The following is a 19,824-nucleotide window of genomic DNA, read 5'->3' on the forward strand; positions in this document are numbered from 1 at the left end:
GTAAAATCAAAAGAGGTATATGATATGTGGCCTACATTTATTATTTCCTAATTTTGGACAAAATAGCAATATGAAATTTACAGAAATTTCATGACTGTTCATTAGGCATTCTCATTAAGGCATTTCTAAAGAAAAAGCTGCTCCCCTATTTCAGAAGAGCAGCTTTATAACATATTGATCCTGATTTTAGCTTAGACGAATAATCGTGATACTTGTTGGTGAACCAGATGCTAAGGTTGCTGTCGCTGCTATACCAAATAGTTGTACCTGAATGGTTGCTCCAGCCGGTACAGGAACGATTACCTGTGCTTCGTATGCTGTTACACCAATTATTGGTGAAACAACACTAGCCGCTACTGGAACTCCATTTATCAAGATACGTGAGCTTACAAGAATGGAAGCAGCAAGATTTATGGTGTAAGCAATGAAATAGTTACCAGCGGCTGCTACAGTAAAGGTATCGCTCGTTGCATTGACTGTAATGCCTGGTCCGATATCCTGAGCGTTAGGGAATGGAACAAGTGTACCACCTAACAATACAGGGATAAGTCCACCAGTTAAGTTCGCTGCAAACGCAAAGGTATTGGTAGCAAGAGCTCCGGTTGGACCTGTTGGGCCGGTTGGACCTGTTGGGCCGGTTGCTCCGGTCGCTCCAGTCGCTCCAGTTGCTCCGGTCGCTCCAGTTGCTCCGGTCGCTCCAGTCGCTCCAGTTGCTCCGGTCGCTCCAGTTGCTCCGGTCGCTCCAGTTGCTCCAGTCGCTCCAGTTGCTCCGGTCGCTCCAGTTGCTCCGGTCGCTCCAGTTGCCCCAGTCGCTCCGGTCGCTCCAGTCGCCCCGGTATCTCCGGTCGCTCCAGTCGCTCCAGTTGCCCCAGTCGCTCCAGTTGCTCCAGTCGCTCCAGTCGCTCCAGTCGCTCCGGTCGCTCCAGTTGCCCCAGTCGCTCCGGTCGCTCCAGTCGCCCCGGTATCTCCGGTCGCTCCAGTCGCTCCAGTTGCTCCAGTCGCTCCGGTTGCCCCAGTCGCTCCAGTCGCTCCGGTTGCCCCAGTCGCTCCGGTTGCTCCGGTTGCTCCAGTTGCCCCGGTATCTCCAGTTGCTCCAGTTGCTCCAGTCGCTCCAGTCGCTCCAGTTGCCCCGGTATCTCCAGTTGCTCCGGTCGCTCCAGTCGCTCCGGTTGCTCCAGTTGCTCCAGTCGCTCCAGTCGCTCCGGTATCTCCAGTCGCTCCAGTCGCTCCGGTTGCTCCAGTCGCTCCGGTATCTCCAGTTGCTCCAGTTGCTCCAGTTGCTCCAGTTGCTCCAGTCGCTCCAGTCGCTCCGGTTGCTCCGGTCGCTCCAGTTGCTCCGGTCGCTCCGGTCGCTCCAGTTGCTCCGGTCGCTCCAGTTGCTCCAGTCGCTCCAGTTGCTCCGGTCGCTCCAGTCGCTCCAGTTGCTCCGGTCGCTCCAGTCGCTCCAGTTGCTCCAGTCGCTCCAGTTGCTCCAGTCGCTCCTACTGGTGTAAGGCTAGTAAGAAGGGTTTGAAGCTGTTGCAATAAACTTAAAATAGTTTGTAATGTGCCTGGGTCAACTTGGAAGAGTAAAGCAAATTCTTGCAGCGTATTGAGTAAGGATTGGAATTCAGTAGCAAAAGCACTTGGGTTAAATGGCTGCGTATCTAATATAGACAGTAATCCGTTAATGATAGAATTTAATTCTGCCAATTGGCCAGGGCTAAGTCCAGCCTGAGCTCCAAATGCACTTAACTCCAGCAGTATTTGTCTCAGTGCAGCAATATTAGCTGGACTTGGATCTGCAAAAACAGCTGGTACTGCGGCAATTAAACGGTTTAACAGTGAAATAAATGTAGGAATTAGTCCTGGTGGTATCGGTATTGGACCGATTCCTGGGCCGGTTGGACCCGTTGGACCTGTCGGGCCGGTTGCACCTGTCGTACCTGTTGGGGCGGTCGGACCTGTCGGGCCAGTTGGGCCTGTCGGGCCGGTTGGACCTGTCGGGCCGGTTGGACCTGTCGGGCCGGTTGGACCTGTTGGAACTTTAGGACAATCAATAAAGGTAATAAACGTGGATCTGCAAGTGATAGAAGAACTGGAGCTACAATGTTTATGCGCAAACAGTGGGTCTTTTCTTAAATAAAGATCTAACTCTGATTGAATAATGCTTTCGTAAATCTTGTCAATTTCAAAACGTTTATCCAACTCAATAACACCTTCCTTTCTCCTTTACAGTATTCAAATTTTTAAAAAGGGTCTTGTGTAAACAAACTATTTTTTTAAAAAAATGTGCCTTTTTGTACGTGTAAAGGTACGTTCATACCCTTTAGCCCAAAAAAAGAAGCATCCAAATTCATCATTTAGACGCTTTTTCCCTTATGTAATTCACTTTGTAGCAAATCGTTATGAGGTAATTTAACCTCTATCCTGTAATTTTTAAGGCGCAATTTCTTTTATAATCACTGCTGGGTTTCCACCTACGACAACGTTATCCGGCACGTTTTTCGTTACGACAGCTCCTGAAGCGACAACTGCATTATTTCCAATCCTGACTCCTGGGTTAATGATAGCACCTCCACCAATCCATACATGATTGCCAATGACAACCGGTTTCCCATATTCCAAACCACTTGACCGTTCTAACGGATGCAGAGGATGCATAGCCGTATAAATATGAACACCTGGTCCCAGCATGCAATGCTCGCCTATGCGTATTTCACAAACATCAAGCATGATGCAATCATAGTTGGCAAAGAAATGCTCTCCAAGATGAATATTGTATCCATAGTCACATCGAAAGTTAGGCTGTATCACACAATCCTCTCCCTTCGTACCCAATAGCTGGGATAATATGTCCTTTCGTTCTTCCTTTTCGGTTTCTAACGACTGATTGTACAATCTCGTCAACCTACTAGCTTGTTGACGCTCCTTGCTCAGCTCTATATCGGATGCATCGTATAACTCACCGTTTATCATTTTTTGTTTTTCTGTTTTCATAACGTCACTCTCCTTATTTCCACATCACTACAATTACAGCCATGTTACCATGAATAAAAAAAATAATGGTATAACGTTTTAGGACAATAAGGGCCATAAAAAAATCCACCCCTTCAATGTGAGGGATGGATTTAGCAATTACGTATCGATATTTACATTTGATAAAAGGATGTATCGTTACATCGTTACAGCCTTTTTCATTTCTAAATAGGCAGGCTCTCCAATTAGCCCTAATCTCCATAACGATACACCTTTTAAACCATATCGTTTAGCTAGACCAATTTTACTGTTAATGGTACCAGCATTTTCACTGCCCATAGAAATACCTAGGATCAGTTTCTCTTTTGGCACTTGCTTTAATGCAAGCTGGATAGCCTCATTTACTTTGTCCAAATTCTCCGGCTGTCCTTTTTGTCCATAATCATACGCCATGATGATCAAATCATCTGCCATAGCACTTAATTGCGCGTAATCGTAGCCTTTATAAGAACCGTTTGGCGGATGCAAGATTAGTGTGAGCTTTTTACCTTCCTGATGCAACACAGGAGCCACCTGTCCAACAAATTCAGTGTATAGACGTTTCTCAAGCTCGATATCTCCGCTCAAGCCCAATCCTTCAAAATCTAAGGCAACCCCTTCAAACGGCTGATTGCGGACAGTTTGTAAAATTCCATCGATCGTTTGTTGACGCAGCTGCGCGGTTTGAAGCATTTTCATTAGCTCACCTTTGCGATCTGAAGCAAAAACCATGAAATATGGCTGTGTTCCGCCTGATTTTGCCTCACTTACGATCCCCTCTGGCGTTACATCTCCTGCTGATTTAGGCCAATAAAAATCTTTCCCTTGAAGTGTAAACTCACCATTTTCGTTGATTCTTGCCCAGCCAAAGGCAACTGCATCAAAGGAAGAGATAAGTTGTCGCTCACTAAATGAAGAAATGGCATAGAAAGCCATCGTATATAAATCTTTTGGTGGAGATTGTAATAATACAGTTTGGTTAGCACCGTCCCAGTTAACAGTAGCCCCAAATTGCTCACTGAAAACCCGCAACGGGATTAATGCGCTCCCCTTGTAAAGCGTAGGACTTACAGCCAATGTGATTGGTTGATTATTCACATAAGCAGTAGCATTGTTGATTTGTAGGCGAAGCTGTGTTCCAGCAGTGCCATTTGGATTGGTTGCAATGATCGTCCGTGTTGCATTATCCCATTGCACCTGAATTCCCATCGCCTCTGCAATCGCTCGGAATGGCACTAAAGTCGTTCCTTTTACTACTTGAGGCTGTACTGGAAAGGTTAGTGGATAACCATCTAGTAAAATTTTTGCATTACCTGCTAGGGATTGGGAGGGCTGTAAACCGAATAGCAACAGCAGTAACCCAGATAGCAAGAAAGTCTTTAACCATATTTTCATCTCTATTTCTCCCTGTCCTTATCCTTTTTTCTTTTGTCTATCTGTTACATCATCATTCGTTCATACAAAACTGATACATTCTATCTTCTGAGCCTATACCAAACCAATTTCCTTTTTGCTTAATGTAGCTAGCGTTGCTGCCCTTGCTACACTCCCAAATAAGGCTCTTGTTTTTGCGTTTAGCAAAACCCCGAATACCGTTACGTTCACGAAAGCCAGCTTTGCATTAAGGTACTATGGTCAAGGTTTCTTTTCAATAGAAAGGAGTTTTCCTGATACGAATGCTGACATGAATCTGCTCATGATCAGTTGTCATGAACAATGCTCCAGTCAAACCTATCTGTATGAAGGCTTCTTGGGAATCTCAGAACAGCTTCAGCTTATTTAACAAGAACCCTTTAGTTTTAGAAGAGCGGAGTCTTGTAGACAATTCGTCATCAATCTTTATGGATAGACACAAGAGCTTTCTTCTGGTATAGAGCACATAGAGGGAATACCTTCATTAAAAAGATATCTAACTCCTTGTGTTTTATTGCCTCTATACGCAGCTTGATATGATACCGATATATTCAATGAACCATGCTTTGGGTTTCGTCTATCGCGAAATTGACTCATGTTTTTGTCCAAACGAAGCTGATTTTGTGTATCCAATCGTTTCACACTGCTAGCACATTATTAGCTATGCTTACGATTACATAAAATTCACCCATGCCTTCAATCACAAAGTAGGTTGATCTGAATCGTCAATAAAGACAAGATATTTGGAGGATTACCTGTAATCATAGGTCGATTTCTCCATCGTCCTTATTGGCATATAGTAAATAATATCAAAAAATCATAAATGTTACTCTGTAAAATTACACATATCTAAAATTTTTTTTATTTTTTTAATAGAATTTGCTTTTTGTTTATCAACATGTTACGATTATTCTTGTGTTTTTCATATTTAAGATGATTTTTTACCTTCATCCAATCAATTCTTTTTTCCTCGAAATGAATTACTCTCACCTGTTTTTCAAATCTCACGTCCAAAAACTATTTTCCAAAAAGAAGCAATTCATTTTCAGGCAAGCGTTTTGATTTACCCGATTCACACTGGCGCGGTCATCGGAGCCGTAAGGACGGAAGAGAGGTAGGGCTTTCGTTGTTTTGAGGTTCAAAAATGCTATATCTATCTTTTTCCAGATAATATGTCGTAAGGGAAAAAGAATTCGAATAAGGTTATAAAACACCGGCATGAAGTCATGTGGGACAGCTACAATATGGAAACCATAAAGCCACCTATCATTGGTGGCTTTTTCTTTTTTTCCACTATTCTCCCTCTCTTGAAAAAAATAAGCTTTTTTTCTGGAAATATACTTGCTGTTACACCGCTATGATTTTAAAATAGAGTTCCACGACACATTAAGCTGACGATTTTCACTACCGTTAATATGAATATGGAAATGTGGGTCATACTAACTGGCAGTGCCCCTGTCTTGGTATGTTATTCAAGTTATTTTTAATATGAAAGGGGAGCATCTGAGATGAGCCCAAGTATCTTGGCACCGTCAGAAACAGAACAGCACCAGCAAGTATCTGCTCAATTGTTACATTGGATTGATCAATTTAAAGATGCAGCTTCTCAAGGGAAGTGCGCTGACTATATACCTGCCCTAGGCAAGATGAATCCTCATCAGCTAGGAGTTACTGTAATAGGTACAGATGGAACGATGATTACCGCTGGCGATTGTGATGCTCCATTCACATTGCAAAGTATTTCTAAAGTACTCAGCCTAGTCGCGGTATGTATGGAATATGGCATTCCCCATGTTTTGCAGCGAGTTGATGCAGAGCCTACTGGGGATGCTTTTAATTCTATTATTCGGTTAGAAATGAGCAAACCGGGTCGTCCCTACAATCCGATGATAAACGCGGGGGCCATTACAGTTTCATCTATGCTCGCTGGTGATTCTGTTGCCCAAAAAATGGATTCACTCAACAAGCTGTTTATCCAACTTATCGGTACCGCTCCCGTGCTAAATGAAGAGGTATTCGAGTCAGAGTGGAATACTGCCCACCGTAATCGCGCCTTAGCTTATTATCTGAAGGATATTGGTTTCTTAGATGGAGATGTGGAGAGTGCTCTGGAGGTTTATTTAAAACAGTGCGCCCTTGAGGTAACGACCAAGGATACGGCCCTGATCGGCTTAATTCTGGCTCTAGACGGCTACCACCCGATTCGTCAGGAACAAGTAATTCCTAAGGACGTAGCTCGTTTCACTAAATCCTTAATGCTGACATGCGGAATGTATAACGCGTCTGGTAAATTCGCTGCCTTTGTTGGCGTTCCAACGAAAAGCGGGGTCTCTGGAGGTATCCTCTCCGCTGTACCGCCTCGCTATCGCTCCCGTGACTTACCTTTTGCCGATGGTTGCGGAATTGGGATTTTTAGTCCTTCGATTGATGAGGTTGGCAATAGCGTGGCTGGCTCCCTGTTGCTAAAAGAAATGGCTCAGCAATGGGATTTGAGTATTTTTTAGCTAAAAAGATAAGTACATTAGGCTCCGGTAGATACGATCGGAGTCTTTTTTATTATGTCTTCATCCATCTATATACATATAATGGTATTATGTAAAATAAAAAGGTGGCAAAGTTATGGTACGTCCGTGTAAAAAAATCCTATCACTGCTGCTCCTGTTTGCAATGACATTCAGTTTGCTCGGCTGCTCTCCCGAACGTTCTCTTCCGACAGTAAAAGGAAGTGGGTTTGCTAGAAGCGAGCATGTTTCCCTGCCTCACAGCATTGAGAATATCACCTATTTTAAGCCAATCACTCCCAAAGAGCTTGCTCCTTATCTGCCAACAAAGATGAAATCAGTAAATCAGCTCATTAACACACCCCTCCTTCCTTTCTCGGTAAGTAAAGAGTCAGCCTATCTGGTAACGTTTCAGCAAAAACATGAACAGGAGCTTTTCCAGCAGGTTCAGCTAACTTATGCACAAGAAAGGGATGCGGCTGTTAACGCCGAGAATGAGTTTGTTATCCTGCGAATGACCGAGATGAAAGAAGACCCCTTCGCCAACATAGACAAAACCAATCAACATGCCTCCCAATCCGCAGATATCATCGGGAATGAGGTTCGTATCGAGAGAACGCAGAATGGTGTACCTCTCTTTCAACACATAAAGACAACATCTGGCTCACTAGTCTACTCCTACTATGATTGGGATGAATCTACACTCTCCGTTCACCTGCACAATACAGTAGCAGACGAAATTGTTTTTTATCATCAAGGGATTTTGTATCAGCTCGCTTACTCTATTAATGAAAATAAGCGGAATGAAAAGTTACATCAACAGATGATGCAGGTAGCCAAAACATTAGTCGACAACGCATAACTCTGACTTGAACTCCTTATAAAGTGTTTCACTCAACGGCTCAACTTTGTATAATTGGAGGCAGAAGCTTTTATATTCCGCTTCCTTCTTTATTATAGAAAGGATTCGTTTTATACAGTCTTTCGAGAGCCCACGTTATGGTTTATGAAAAGGAGATTGTTCACATGAATCAAGTTAAACCAGCAGAAATCTTTTCGGGTACATTTGTAAACTCGAACAATCCATCCTCACGATCACTAAAACGTATACTTATCGTCACCTCTGTAGAAGCCGAACAAGAAGCGGTAATCCGCGGCTTACACGGTGCAGAAGGCTTCGACGTTCTAGTGGGTGGCGTCGGTGCAGTCTGTGCCGCAGCCAGTACAGCACGCACCTTAGCAGCTACTACATATGATCTTGTCATTTGCGCTGGGATTGCTGGTGGATTTAAAGGGAAAGCAGATATAGCTACAGTGGTGGTAGCAGATGAAATCCTGGCCGCCGATCTCGGTGCCGAAACCTCTAATGGATTTCTAAGCTTGGACGAACTAGGTTTTGGTTCTGCTCGAATCCCTGTAGACATCACGCTGGCAAAGCGTGTAGCAGAAGCCCTGCAAATTTCAGGTTTACTTACCCATACCGGCTCAATTCTCACTGTTTCCACAGTAACAGGCAGTGCCGAAACAGCCACAGCCATAGCCAGCAGAGCAGCGGGAGCGACTGCCGAAGCGATGGAGGGATATGGAGTAGCAACTGCCGCACAGCAATTCGAGATTCCCGTATTGGAAATTCGCACTATTTCTAATCCTGTAGGTCCACGCGACCGATCTGCTTGGCGTATCAAAGAAGCTTTGGAAGCTCTTGAAAAAGTAAGCTCAGTACTTGTGGAGGTATTACGATGAAAATTGCTTTTTCCCCTTGCCCTAATGATACATTTGTTTTTCATGCCTGGGCTCATGGACTCATTCCCCAAGCTCCAGCCCTGGATGTTATGTATGCAGATATTGATATCACGAATGGACTCGCAGCTAGTTTAACTGGACCAGAAGTTCTTAAAATTTCCTACGCAGCACTTCCTTGGGTATTGTCGGAATACGCCCTGCTGCCATGTGGCGGAGCATTGGGTAGAGGGTGCGGTCCCTTAGTCTTAACGAAAAACTCGTCTGCTATTGATCAGCCATCCCAACAACAAGCTGATCCTTCCGCTTTATCCGGCAAACGCGTAGCTGTTCCTAGCGAACGCTCCACCGCTTATCTATTATTCCGTCTATGGGCTGCCCAAAATGTGCCCGGTGGAGTAGGAGAAATTATTGTAATGCCTTTCCACGAAATTATGCCTGCTGTACGCGATGGTAAAATTGATGCCGGTTTAGTCATCCACGAAGCACGTTTTACCTATCCTTCATACAGTCTTTCTTTGATGACTGACTTAGGTAATTGGTGGGAAACGGATACAGGGCTGCCTATTCCACTAGGTGCCATTATCGCTCGACGCTCGTTAGACTTGGATGCTATCGCTAGCTGGACCCGCGCCTCCGTAGAGTATGCTTGGGCACATCCAGAAGCGTCCAGAGAATATATCATGCACCATGCTCAGGAAATGGATCCAGCAGTAGCCCAAGCCCATATTAATTTGTATGTAAACAAATTTACTGCGGATCTAGGGGAAGATGGATATGCGGCCGTAACTGCTCTTTTAAGCCGCGCTGCACAAGAAGGGCTTGTTCCGGAATTTGATCTGAAATTATTGCGATAATCGAATTTCTTTTTTATTTGAAACGGTATGATTTCCCACTAAAAAGTAATTTATTTCAAAAAAGACTGCCCACGTGCAAAGAAAAGTGGTAGCATAAAAAAGAGAACAAAAGTTCTCTTTTTTATCAGAAGTTATTCAAAGAGCGGTATCATCTGCAGTACGAATTATTCCCTCTTTGTTTACAGCAAAAAGAGGGGGAGCATTTTGAAGTATAAAACGCACATTGCTTTTTCAATGCTGGCTGGGGTATGTGTAGCCAAGTTTTTGGATATCCCATTTCAAACAGACTATGTAATGGGAATAGCTGTGGGAAGCTTATTGCCCGATATTGATCACCCCAAATCCTACATAGGGAAAAAACTATCCAAAACATCGAGGGTGATGAGTAAAACATTAGGGCACCGTGGCCTGACACACGCTCTGCCTTTTTGGCTTTGTTTATTTCCCCTTGGATTTTTTATGAAGGAGAACGTATTTTTAGGCTTGTGGATTGGATATCTCTTTCATATCGTGGGGGATTTATTAACGGTCGCCGGCGTACCGCTGTTCTATCCTTTTAGTAAAGCAAGAATAAAATTGCCTCTTGCTTTTAAAACGGGAGGCCCTGTAGAAAAAGGCGTATTTATCGCCTGCCTTCTGCTCATTGTTGTATCGATGGACGCTGACATGTTTGCTGAATTAAGCAGTTCATTAGCGATTCAACTGCAAGCCTTATTGAAAATAGCATCAGAGCTGATCAATTTGTTACTGGTACGTTAATAACAATGACCTGCCTTTTCTGATATGATTGCGGCAGAACAAAGAATAAAAAAGAGCGTCTCCTTTTATGCGGACGCTCTTTTTACTAATTCTTATCGAAAGCTCGTTGATTCCCTGTTTATTTTTTATAAAATTCAAACCTCTTCAAGGCTAATCTACCGTTAAGAGCTGCTCAAAAAACCCTCCGATTTCACGCTCACGATCAATAAAATGCACCTCTAAGATCCAATCTCGCGGTCCCCCATCCTTATCAGGCTCTCGCATGACAATTTTATTATCAGCATGGATGTAATTCTCTACTTCATCCCCTTGAATTCGCTCATGAGGGAATTCCCCTATTAGATGACCTGCGTGCGGTCCTCCATATTCCCATCCATACTGCTCTGCGAGTCGACACATATATTCGAATAACTCACTTCCAGTTATATTGGGTTTTGATAGGAAAAAGTCCTTCCCATCCTGCCAAGCTTTCTCGATATCATCACGCAGCTTTAGCTTGTATGGATCAGTTCCAAGCACGTATGTCCGTCCAAAATCAGCTTCCCATTCTTCAAAAATGGGGCCGAAATCAAGAAAAATAATATCCTCCTCAGAGATAGTTAAGTCTGGGGGATTCTCGCGGTAAGGATACAGTGTATTTTTGCCCGCTCTTACAATCCGTTTATGCCAATATTTTTTAATACCATACATTTGAAAAGCCAATTCATATATTTCTTTATTCACCTGCTTTTCAGTTACTCCACTGCGTAATATTCCCTTCTCTTCAACCTGTTTAAATAATTCCTCTGCTTTTCTTTCCGCTTCACGTAATCCTGCACGTCTCTCTTCTAATGGTCGTTGCAAAGCAAATGCACCTCTTTCTATCCATTCTACATGATCGTATAGGTATTTTGGCTATTTCACTTCAGCAAATCGTAAGCACAGCTCCCGTAATGTAGCGATCATTTTTTGTTCGATTTGACCATCAAATGCTATATTCTTTCGCGCAAAAGCTCGCAAAGGTTCACATTTGCCAATCAATACTGAGTAGTAAGCCTTTTGAAACATCGGGAGATCATTCAGACTGTTTCCAAAGCAAACCATTTGATCTTCCTGAATTCCCCATTGCTGCAAAGCTGTCCATTTATTAACACCTTTATATGTAATATCTGGAAACGCAAGTTGAATGATAATGCAATGTTCATCAAGTTTTTTCAATCTAGCAGACAGAACATCAAGCTGATCACAGGATAATACCAAAACATTCAAAATAGATTGAATTTATTTTACTAAAGCGAATCCGATAGTTAAAATGGTGAGCTACAGACATTTTCTCTGAAACCAGTATCGAGACGTTCCATACACCTTCACCCCCTTTACGACCTAATTCAAGCAATTCTGCTTTATGTATGGCTTGTTTTCACAGTTAAAAACACATGTAGCCCTCTATCTTTTCCTACACCGCTACTCGTCCCTTCATATATTCGTCAATCACTTGAAGAAACATATTTTTCTTGTCTGTATAGCTTTGTCTCATCATTTGTACATGCTTATGCCAATATCCATCTGATAAAAAATCGGCCAGTGTCAATTGATCAAGCCTCGAAACTGGCTGATCGTATTCAGGTACGTTTTTATAAAATAAGGATAAGAGATCGTATGGAAGTATAAGACAGCTAACATTAACAAGAGGTAACAGTTCTTTTGAAAGTCTCCCAATATAAACCGACCTTTGCAGGAGATAAGCAATGAATAGAAGGAAGAAGGTCGTTATATTAAAAATGGTTATGCAGAATTTCTTCCTTAAACAATTGATAAAATCTGAAAAAACAAAGGCACATCCCTTGATGAAACATCTAAAGCAAACTCTGTAAGCTGAATCATCTACTGCCAGTTATTTCGTGTAACAGGTTGCAGGTCTTCTCTCATGAATCCCCATAAGGAAAGGTAGCATTTCCTTGATCAATCCTTTTACAGAATGAAAAATATTCATCTATGCTTCCCTTCTTCTCATTAGGTACTTGTTATCCCCATTGCTTAATTTCAAAATATCAAATCAGATATAATGATTGTAAAAGATTGCTTTTCCTTTTTCCATAGCATTATACTGTTTTCTTATTTATTACAAGATGAAAAGGAAGATGATAATGATCGTTCGAATGTATACGGAATCGGATACAGAGCAACTGGTCTTTCTCTTTTATGATACGGTTCATTCTATTGCGGCACATGACTGCTCACCAGAACAGCTCAATGCTTGGGCTCCAGCCGACGAACAAATGAACAAGCTGATCAGTTGGCCAGAGTCTTAACGCCTTAATATAACTTTTTTCAAACGAAAAATAAAACAGCCCCCGCTTTATGTCATTAACATAAAAAGGGGATTGTCGATAGATAATCTGAAACTGCATGTCTCCGTCAATAACGTCCTATTACATAAAGGTGGCTACACGAAACTTCCTTGACCAAATCGGACTTCAGCTATCCCTTTCAGTTGATTTCGGTCTGTCTTTCCATTAGCTAGTACCGGTAGATTGGGGATCATTTCATAAAAACTTGGTCGGGAAGGCTCGTCTACCTTATCCTTTATAAAAAGGTCAATATCTCTTTTTGTAAGAGAAGCATCCCCCACTACAAAAGCACACAATCGATTTCCACGTGTTGGATGAGGAATCCCTACAATAGCTATGTCTCTTATTCCGTCATGTTCTCTAATCGTTCTTTCCACATATTCCGGGCTGACATTATATCCATTGACAATAATGATATTCTTTTTTCTTCCCAAAATAGTCACGTATCCATGTTCATCTCTCGTTGCCATATCACCAGTAGACAGCCAGCCATTATGAAGCATCGAAGCATCTACTTGTCCATTGGCATAATAACCCAGCATTACTGAAGGGCTTCGAACCCACAACTCTCTATCCTCAGAAAAAGTAATTTCTGTTCCGATAAGAGGTTTGCCGACGGTTCCATAACAATAATCATATGGACGATTCAGCGATACATTAGGACCCGCTTCCGTTAATCCATAACCATCCAATATGGGAACACCTGTCATTTTCACCCACTGTTGAACAAAAGTATGGGTAAGCAGGTCGCCTCCACAGCCCCATCCCTTTACTCCAATTACTTCAATCCCTCTCTGCTCTTTTAATAGATAAGGAAGCATAGATTGATAAAAAAAAGGAGCACTTTCTACCCAGCAGACTTTTTGTTTTTCCAGAACGGTAATTATGGAGCGAGGACGCAAATTAGCAGGAATAACCAAATCCATACTGTTGTGTTCCAAAACTCCCACAATACTTAATCCATAAGCTCCCCAAAGTGGCAATGTAAAAAGAAGCCGTTCTCCCTCTTTGTATCCGAATACTCGTGTCGTCTCCCGTTTCTGATACTTAATCCCTTCTTTACTCCAGACCACATATTTAGGCATCCCTACAGTTGAGCCTGAGGTTCTGCAGATGAGCCCTGTATTACTAGGTATATCTCTTTCCTTTACCACAGATAGGCTCTCAATTAGTATCTTGTAATGATCGCTTGTATAGCACACATAGTCAGCTTGAACTATCTCCAGCTGTTGGTCTAATTCGGCCACCTTTCCGATCACAACAGGAACTGCCTCCAGTTCTTTGCAGGCATAATAGGCAATCAACCAAGAGATGGGTTCGTGAATAGCAATCGCAACCAGATTACCTGCTGAAACTCCCTGACGATTCATACAAAGCGTAAGCTGTTGTATTTCTTGTTTAATAAGAGCTGTATAAGATGTATTACCAACAAAAACCTCGTAATTTATCAATCCGCTTCTTCCCTTCTTTGGAAGATCATATTTAGATTGTTTTTATGGGCTCTACTAAGGAAATATGAGAGTGTCTGTGAAGAAACTCAATAAAAAACTGATTCTCCTGCCTCCCCACTTGCTCTATTGACTCAATCGTTGTTTTTAAAAATTTTTTAAGTGGTGACTGTCGTAAAATATGCTTCATCAGACCAATGTTGATGACTTCCCATCGTTTCACAATCTTCTCAAACTGGGCCAAGTCCTCCTCATAAACAAAACCGTATAACATTACTAAATCTTTAAGCAAATCCAGATAATAGTAGCGCATCAGCTTTATTTCCAGAACAGCTTGACCATAATCAGAAAGATGTTCCCCTCCTAGTTGATCATCCTGTAAATAGGAGCCCAAATCCTCTACTAACTGATGAATTGCACTTCTTCCAAAGTAATGTGTTTCGCTATTTTCTCGAATGATCAACCCCCGGGTATATTCAAAAGCAACTGTAGCGGCTACACCCTCCATTAGTTTCATGACGTCACCTTGACCTATTTTTGAAACTTCATATAGCTGTAGCATTTGAAACTCTTTTTTCCCCTGTACTTTCGAATTGTTTTCTAATTGTTTTATAGCTCGATCTCCACGCCAGCACGCTTCAAAGTCCCGAAGTTGTATACTTCCAACGTAATCTCCCGGAACACCATCATAGATCAGTGCTTTCTGCTCATCTATCCCATATACAGATATCCAATGCTTCGTAATTCCGGGGTGGAGAGAACTGTAATCTATTAGATACTTATCACTATGATAAAATTCGCTATAAGGCAGATGAAAATATGAAGCACCAATCAAGGAAAGTTTTTTGTTTTGAATATTACGAATAATGGATAATTTTCCTTCCTCATAGGAAGCAAACGAGACATTCTCTACTTCATAACCCATATGCTCCGGGCTGATTCCGTAACCCAGCTTACCTAAACGGAAAGAGTCTATATATTCATCCCATAAACCATACTGCATGTTGATTGTGCCTTGTTTCTTAGAATAAACCGTAACACTATACATCTCCAGGTTAGGATGTAAGCTAAGAAAACTAGCCATTCCCTCATGCCTTAATCGCTCATGCAAGATGACATGAAGACAAATGGAGTAATACGGAGCTTTTCTTTCTGGTGCAAATGGTTGTATTTTCATTGCTGTAACGCTTCCTTTCCAACGGTAGGCTCTATACGTTACACAGGGTAAGAGCAATTACAATCAAATATGGATTGCTTGGCAGTATAACTTGCTTGATGTACCCCGAATGCTGAAGAGTTATTTTTTGCAGCCAAACGGTTCTTGGTAGTTCAGTAAGGATCATGTTCTCTACATAATAGGGGAGAGACATTGCTATCTGCTCTCCAAATAGTGGCGTTCCAGTTTTATACTGTTTCCAGTTAGTTAAACCAAATCGCGCTTCTTCTTCCACCCCATCCACATAATGAATTGTAAATTTATCCTGATAATCGCCGAATAATGAAAAACCGAGGAAAGCTAAGGTTTGAAAGGAACTTTGAGCGTTTACTTCAATGATTTGGCCATCACAACTTATAACATCGTTATCAACCGCTTCAGTTAATGGAAAGGCAAAAGGGATTCCTTGGTATGAAATTACTTCATCGCTTGGAAATATCTCTCCTGGAATGCTGCTGTGTATATGATCCAGCTGAGCAACCAGCTTTGGGTCTTGGATTGATACTCCTTTTGTATTATAAATGGATGCCAAATCAATTATATGTGCCTCTCTCATATCCATTGTTCAAGCACCTCAATTGCTTTTCTATCATTTTAGAAATATTTGATTATGTTTTCATAAACTTCTTTTTCTTTTTCAATGATTTTATTCACCCAATCAATTTGTTTTTGAAAATTAGTGCTTCCTGTAACCTTTGCCTTAATTAAGTAATTTCGAAAGACAGCCCAAACATTTACTGTCTCTTCTACTAAAATAATTAGCGCCGGGTCTATTTCTTTGTATGCCGGACTTGTTTGATCCTGATCTGCATATAAGATGAATTCAAGAAATCCATCCCGATAGTTTATTACTCGTTTTAGCATGTCAAATATTTTATCCAGATGAGCTCCTAAGTCTTTCCCATGCAATATCATATCTTGCTGACACGCAAGGAGTGCTTTTTGTCCGCTGAGATAGCCCACATATCCGGTATCAGTACCAGTAATTTTTTTACACACGGATCTAAATTGCTGTCGAAGCAGTTCGTCATTGATTTGTAGAGATGGTTCTGTCAATGTAAAGCTATACCTGCCTTCTACTTCATAAGCTTGTTTGGTAGGTTCAATCGGGAACCAGCCAGAAAATTCATACGGCCATAAATCTGTTATATAAAAAAGCTTGGATACAGGATCATAGTCCTGAATTAAAACAAAATGAGAGAAAATTTCCATATCCGTATACCATGGAAAGAATCTACCGTCCACAACAGTGAAAAGATGTCGGTTTTGATTAATGGTTTCCTTCACTACATCCAATAGCTCTCGTTTTTCATAATGAAAGAACTCAGCCTTGTAAATTTTTTGTAATGTATCTGGAAAAGGTATTAATACCTCTTCCTTGGCTGCTGTAAAATCATCAATGCTTCGATAATAAAATCCCCATCTGTCGGACAAAAGCCAGTGATACGGCACTCCAAATCCTTGAATATAAGAACAAATAAGATACTCTAAGCAATCTAAAAATTCCTTTCGCTTGTTATACATGACAGGATGGTGTGTGGGAATAGCCAGATTCATAGGATTCCTCCTAGCTTATTTAGTCATCTACATACCTTTGTTCCCATGAGACATACTTACTGTTCTTTGTCTCCATATTGCATCATCACCGTAATTGGTAAATCTTGATCCCAATTAACTAGTAATTCTAGCAAAGCAATTTTATTTTGTTCTGTATACAGCCTTGCTTCTTTTAATGCATTTTGGTACTCATTTGGGTCAGTTAGCTTCGCATAATAGCCGCCAACCGATTTAGCTAAAGCTGCATAGTCTAGCTCTATTTGAAAAGAGCAGCCTATTTCTATTTCGCTCATGCTTTGCTGAAATCTTGGCCAAGAAAATCCACCATTATTTATGACAATAAAAGTGATACCCAATTGATGCTCAGCGGCACAACCCACAGCTGAATACCCCATTTCAAACGAACCGTCTCCAAGTAAGGCAATAACATTGGCTTTTCTAGCAGCAATCTTAGCTCCTAAGGATATCCCCATCGGTAAACCTAGGGCTGTTTGTTCACCGGGAACCACTGTGCGGCTAGGCGGAGCAACCGTAAAAACAGGATACGAATAGCCCCACATATCATGTAGCCCATTATCTTGAACCAAGATGACATTCTCTCCAAATTCATGTTCGATTCCCTTAAGCATCCTTCTCACAGGTGCTTTTATGTCTTCTGCTTCTGCCCATACTGACAGAGCTTCTTTTTTTACCTCCTGCATTCTTTTTATCCACTCATTTTTGTTAGTCGTTACCCAATTCAGATTCTCGCATGACATTTTCCACAGGAGTTGCAAAAACAGCTGGGCATCTCCAAGCAACCTGTAATTGGCATGAACAGAACGTTCCAGCGACTCATAATGGCAATCAATATGTACAAAGAATGTATGTAATAAGGCCTCCTTCCATCCCATTAAAGCTGTCTCCTCTAACTGAGTTCCAATCGCTATAATCAAATCTGCCTCAAAAAGGAGCTTCTTAATTTCCGGTAACGTATACAGGCCTACATTTCCAAAAGCGTTGGGATGCCTCTCATCTATGATTCCTCTTCCAGATGCTGTAGTAAAGATAGCTAATCCGTGTGCCTCTGCTAAAGAGATTGTTAATTCAGATACAAACGGACGATGTTGACACCCACCTCCTAATAGGAGGATAGGACGCTTTGCTTTCGTTAGTTGCGTGAATAAATTCCGTATACTCTCTTCTTCAGGCTGCGAAAAAATCGGTCCTTGTGCATCAAGGTTTCTTTTATCAACATCAGAGAACGCTTCACTGCTTAGCTCCATCCATGTTAGATCATCTGGAATCTCAAGATAGACTGGCCCCGGTTTTCCATTAATAGCTAGAAAAACAGCACGTCGCAAAGCCCAAATGGCTTTCTCTGGATGCTCTACACGATAGCACCATTTCGTCATGGGTTGCATCATGGCAATGGAATTGGTTTCTTGAAATGCCCCTTCACCCCGCATGTTCCGTGCAGTAGCATTGGAGATTATGATTAAAGGTACAGCGGCCGAATATGCCTCTAAAACCCCCATTATGCAGTTTGCAATTCCAGGTCCTGGGCTAGTAACAAGCACGGCTGGATTCCCTGACACCTGAGCATGTCCCATTGCCATTCCAACCGCTATTCGCTGGTCACGTGCCGTGAAAATGCCTAATCCTTCCTTTTTATAAGCGGATTCAATTAACCCCCCGCCATCTCCGACCATACCAAACAGCTTTGTTATGCCCTGTTCTGCCAGTACACTCGCATAAGCATCCCAGATCGTCAAACTTTCTATTGCTTCCATTACTTCACATCCTTCTTTAGTTATGAATGAAGTAGTTCCTTATTGCCGAATGCAGCTGATACTTCTTTGGAGATTAAAAGAGGACGACTAGTAAAACTGTCTTGGTAACACACATAATTCGCCTGTAAGCCATAACCACCAAACGGACTATTTCCGTTTTCAATATCGTACAGGCTTAAATTCTCTGACACGATGTGGGTAGAGCGTAATTTTTCAGCTAGTTCTGGTATTCCAAAAACAGAAGCACCAAGAGTACTCTCTACACGCTCAGGAGCATGTAACCAATCTATTACCTCTTGTTCATCCCGATAAGTTACAACATGAAAGATCGGACAGAAAAACTCAATTACCTCACCAATTTTTTCAAGAGAGGACACGATAATAGTAGGCTCTACATAATTACTGGACAAATCCACCGCTCCACCGTAAACAATACGATCTTTTATTGGTGTGAGATACTCCTGTGCCTGCTCTGACAACCCCTCATAAAATAACGGAGCTATTACATTACCTGGTTCATTTCGCTTACCACTCCGTAATTCTTTAATGTCCTGAATCAGTGTATCTAGAAAATTCTCTTTTATATTCTCGTGGACAAAATAAACGTTTGGGCACATACAATCCTGTCCCGAATTATAGACACGTGCAGCTACAGCTCGCTTAGAAGCATCTGCTAGATTTGCTTTTTGTCCAACGATAAATGGATTAATTCCCGCTCCGAAATACAAGAACAAAGAGTGGGGATAGGTTTTTTGCACCTTCAAACTATTCTCATAATTCCCTGTAAAGACAACTACATCAGGTCGTCCTGCCTGTTCTCTAAATTTCCGTTGAGAAATAGGGAGTAGCTGGGATGGCATATCCGCCTGTTTCATTATGAAATCATGAAGCTTTACCATTGTAGATAAAGCTTTTGTAGAGGGTCTGATCAAGATTTCCTTGCAAAATAAACTTGGAATAGCAGCATATAAGACATAGGAGTACAATAAAACGTTTGATGAATGATAAACTGCAATCCGATTAATAGGAGGAGGATTGTAACGCTCCACTTCTTGTTCAGCTCCAAGTAGAGTAGAGATGGAAGATTCTATCTCAGCCTCAGCACTATCATAAGTAGCAATCTCCGTTAAAATTTCTAACAGTTCTGCTTTATTCATTCGGATTCCTGAAATAAGCTTGTCCAATCGTTTTAATTGCACGTCTCTTTCGTTTGTAGCAAAAATCATTAGTAATA

18 protein-coding genes are annotated in these 19,824 nt (G+C 41.8%); 6 read left to right on the forward strand and 12 right to left on the reverse strand.

Going from position 1 to position 19,824, the window contains the following annotated elements:
* Positions 1–186 precede the first annotated feature (186 nt).
* The 3 genes from QZ995_RS11620 to QZ995_RS11630 form a co-directional block, all read right to left on the reverse strand.
* Entirely contained in the window at positions 187–2,187 is a 2,001-nt protein-coding gene (locus QZ995_RS11620; protein ID WP_301806883.1) for a BclA C-terminal domain-containing protein, read from the reverse strand.
* Between the two features lie 231 nt (positions 2,188–2,418).
* Complete coding sequence (locus QZ995_RS11625) at positions 2,419–2,979, reverse strand: sugar O-acetyltransferase (RefSeq protein ID WP_301806885.1); 561 nt, start codon at positions 2,977–2,979, stop codon at positions 2,419–2,421.
* A 177-nt stretch (positions 2,980–3,156) separates the two neighbouring features.
* Positions 3,157–4,392 carry a stalk domain-containing protein gene (locus QZ995_RS11630; RefSeq protein WP_301806887.1) on the reverse strand — a complete coding sequence of 412 codons (1,236 nt, stop codon included), beginning with the start codon at positions 4,390–4,392 and terminating at the stop codon, positions 3,157–3,159.
* A gap of 1,538 nt (positions 4,393–5,930) precedes the next feature.
* Between QZ995_RS11630 and QZ995_RS11635 the strand changes: the two genes are divergently transcribed.
* From QZ995_RS11635 to QZ995_RS11655, 5 genes are all read left to right on the forward strand, one after another.
* Complete coding sequence (locus QZ995_RS11635) at positions 5,931–6,914, forward strand: glutaminase (protein WP_437124732.1); 984 nt, start codon at positions 5,931–5,933, stop codon at positions 6,912–6,914.
* Positions 6,915–7,029: 115 nt separating this feature from the next.
* A complete protein-coding gene (locus QZ995_RS11640) occupies positions 7,030–7,773 on the forward strand; it encodes a hypothetical protein (RefSeq protein ID WP_301806891.1) in 744 nt (247 codons plus the stop codon).
* Between the two features lie 164 nt (positions 7,774–7,937).
* On the forward strand, positions 7,938–8,654 hold the full coding sequence (locus QZ995_RS11645) for a futalosine hydrolase (RefSeq protein ID WP_301806894.1): 717 nt from the start codon (positions 7,938–7,940) through the stop codon (positions 8,652–8,654).
* Positions 8,651–9,508, forward strand: coding sequence for a 1,4-dihydroxy-6-naphthoate synthase (locus QZ995_RS11650; RefSeq protein ID WP_301806897.1), 858 nt, complete (start codon positions 8,651–8,653; stop codon positions 9,506–9,508). Before QZ995_RS11645 ends, QZ995_RS11650 begins: the two co-directional genes overlap by 4 nt.
* 204 nt (positions 9,509–9,712) lie before the next feature.
* Positions 9,713–10,267 carry a metal-dependent hydrolase gene (locus tag QZ995_RS11655; RefSeq protein WP_301806898.1) on the forward strand — a complete coding sequence of 185 codons (555 nt, stop codon included), beginning with the start codon at positions 9,713–9,715 and terminating at the stop codon, positions 10,265–10,267.
* A gap of 150 nt (positions 10,268–10,417) precedes the next feature.
* Here the strand turns inward: QZ995_RS11655 and QZ995_RS11660 are convergent, their stop codons facing one another.
* The 3 genes from QZ995_RS11660 to QZ995_RS11670 form a co-directional block, all read right to left on the reverse strand.
* Positions 10,418–11,110: a M24 family metallopeptidase gene (locus QZ995_RS11660; RefSeq protein ID WP_301806900.1), complete on the reverse strand. Its 693-nt coding sequence runs from the start codon at positions 11,108–11,110 to the stop codon at positions 10,418–10,420.
* A gap of 51 nt (positions 11,111–11,161) precedes the next feature.
* Entirely contained in the window at positions 11,162–11,515 is a 354-nt protein-coding gene (locus tag QZ995_RS11665) for an HAD family hydrolase (protein ID WP_301806904.1), read from the reverse strand.
* 187 nt (positions 11,516–11,702) lie between these two features.
* Positions 11,703–11,837, reverse strand: coding sequence for a hypothetical protein (locus tag QZ995_RS11670; RefSeq protein ID WP_301806906.1), 135 nt, complete (start codon positions 11,835–11,837; stop codon positions 11,703–11,705).
* A gap of 556 nt (positions 11,838–12,393) precedes the next feature.
* On the opposite strand from QZ995_RS11670, the gene QZ995_RS11675 reads away from it, so the two are divergent.
* The gene (locus tag QZ995_RS11675; RefSeq protein WP_301806907.1) at positions 12,394–12,558 is read left to right on the forward strand and encodes a hypothetical protein; all 165 of its coding nucleotides are present in this window, start codon (positions 12,394–12,396) and stop codon (positions 12,556–12,558) included.
* Between the two features lie 134 nt (positions 12,559–12,692).
* On the opposite strand, the gene QZ995_RS11680 is transcribed toward QZ995_RS11675, so the two are convergent.
* From QZ995_RS11680 to QZ995_RS11705, 6 genes are read right to left on the reverse strand one after another with little or no spacing between them, the layout of a single operon-like run.
* Positions 12,693–14,048: a class I adenylate-forming enzyme family protein gene (locus QZ995_RS11680; RefSeq protein WP_301806910.1), complete on the reverse strand. Its 1,356-nt coding sequence runs from the start codon at positions 14,046–14,048 to the stop codon at positions 12,693–12,695.
* Between the two features lie 31 nt (positions 14,049–14,079).
* Positions 14,080–15,222: a hypothetical protein gene (locus tag QZ995_RS11685; RefSeq protein WP_301806912.1), complete on the reverse strand. Its 1,143-nt coding sequence runs from the start codon at positions 15,220–15,222 to the stop codon at positions 14,080–14,082.
* Positions 15,223–15,253: 31 nt separating this feature from the next.
* Positions 15,254–15,823, reverse strand: coding sequence for a hypothetical protein (locus tag QZ995_RS11690; protein ID WP_301806915.1), 570 nt, complete (start codon positions 15,821–15,823; stop codon positions 15,254–15,256).
* Between the two features lie 32 nt (positions 15,824–15,855).
* Entirely contained in the window at positions 15,856–16,818 is a 963-nt protein-coding gene (locus tag QZ995_RS11695; RefSeq protein WP_301806917.1) for a hypothetical protein, read from the reverse strand.
* A 56-nt stretch (positions 16,819–16,874) separates the two neighbouring features.
* Positions 16,875–18,590 (reverse strand): thiamine pyrophosphate-binding protein, encoded by a 1,716-nt coding sequence (locus QZ995_RS11700; RefSeq protein ID WP_301806919.1) that lies wholly within the window; start codon positions 18,588–18,590, stop codon positions 16,875–16,877.
* A 20-nt stretch (positions 18,591–18,610) separates the two neighbouring features.
* Positions 18,611–19,816: an aldehyde dehydrogenase family protein gene (locus tag QZ995_RS11705; protein ID WP_301806922.1), complete on the reverse strand. Its 1,206-nt coding sequence runs from the start codon at positions 19,814–19,816 to the stop codon at positions 18,611–18,613.
* Positions 19,817–19,824: the final 8 nt, after the last annotated feature.

The sequence above is a fragment of the Brevibacillus laterosporus genome, assembly GCF_030489605.1.
GTDB lineage: Bacteria > Bacillota > Bacilli > Brevibacillales > Brevibacillaceae > Brevibacillus_B > Brevibacillus_B laterosporus_E.

Excerpts from the sequence above, each read along its gene's own strand:
- QZ995_RS11625 (WP_301806885.1), bottom strand. The coding sequence starts at position 2,979 with ATGAAAACAGAAAAACAAAAAATGATAAACGGTGAGTTATACGATGCA.
- QZ995_RS11630 (WP_301806887.1), bottom strand. The coding sequence starts at position 4,392 with ATGAAAATATGGTTAAAGACTTTCTTGCTATCTGGGTTACTGCTGTTG.
- QZ995_RS11640 (WP_301806891.1), top strand. The coding sequence starts at position 7,030 with ATGGTACGTCCGTGTAAAAAAATCCTATCACTGCTGCTCCTGTTTGCA.
- QZ995_RS11645 (WP_301806894.1), top strand. The coding sequence starts at position 7,938 with ATGAATCAAGTTAAACCAGCAGAAATCTTTTCGGGTACATTTGTAAAC.
- QZ995_RS11650 (WP_301806897.1), top strand. The coding sequence starts at position 8,651 with ATGAAAATTGCTTTTTCCCCTTGCCCTAATGATACATTTGTTTTTCAT.
- QZ995_RS11675 (WP_301806907.1), top strand. The coding sequence starts at position 12,394 with ATGATCGTTCGAATGTATACGGAATCGGATACAGAGCAACTGGTCTTT.
- QZ995_RS11685 (WP_301806912.1), bottom strand. The coding sequence starts at position 15,222 with ATGAAAATACAACCATTTGCACCAGAAAGAAAAGCTCCGTATTACTCC.
- QZ995_RS11690 (WP_301806915.1), bottom strand. The coding sequence starts at position 15,823 with ATGGATATGAGAGAGGCACATATAATTGATTTGGCATCCATTTATAAT.
- QZ995_RS11695 (WP_301806917.1), bottom strand. The coding sequence starts at position 16,818 with ATGAATCTGGCTATTCCCACACACCATCCTGTCATGTATAACAAGCGA.
- QZ995_RS11700 (WP_301806919.1), bottom strand. The coding sequence starts at position 18,590 with ATGGAAGCAATAGAAAGTTTGACGATCTGGGATGCTTATGCGAGTGTA.
- QZ995_RS11705 (WP_301806922.1), bottom strand. The coding sequence starts at position 19,816 with ATGATTTTTGCTACAAACGAAAGAGACGTGCAATTAAAACGATTGGAC.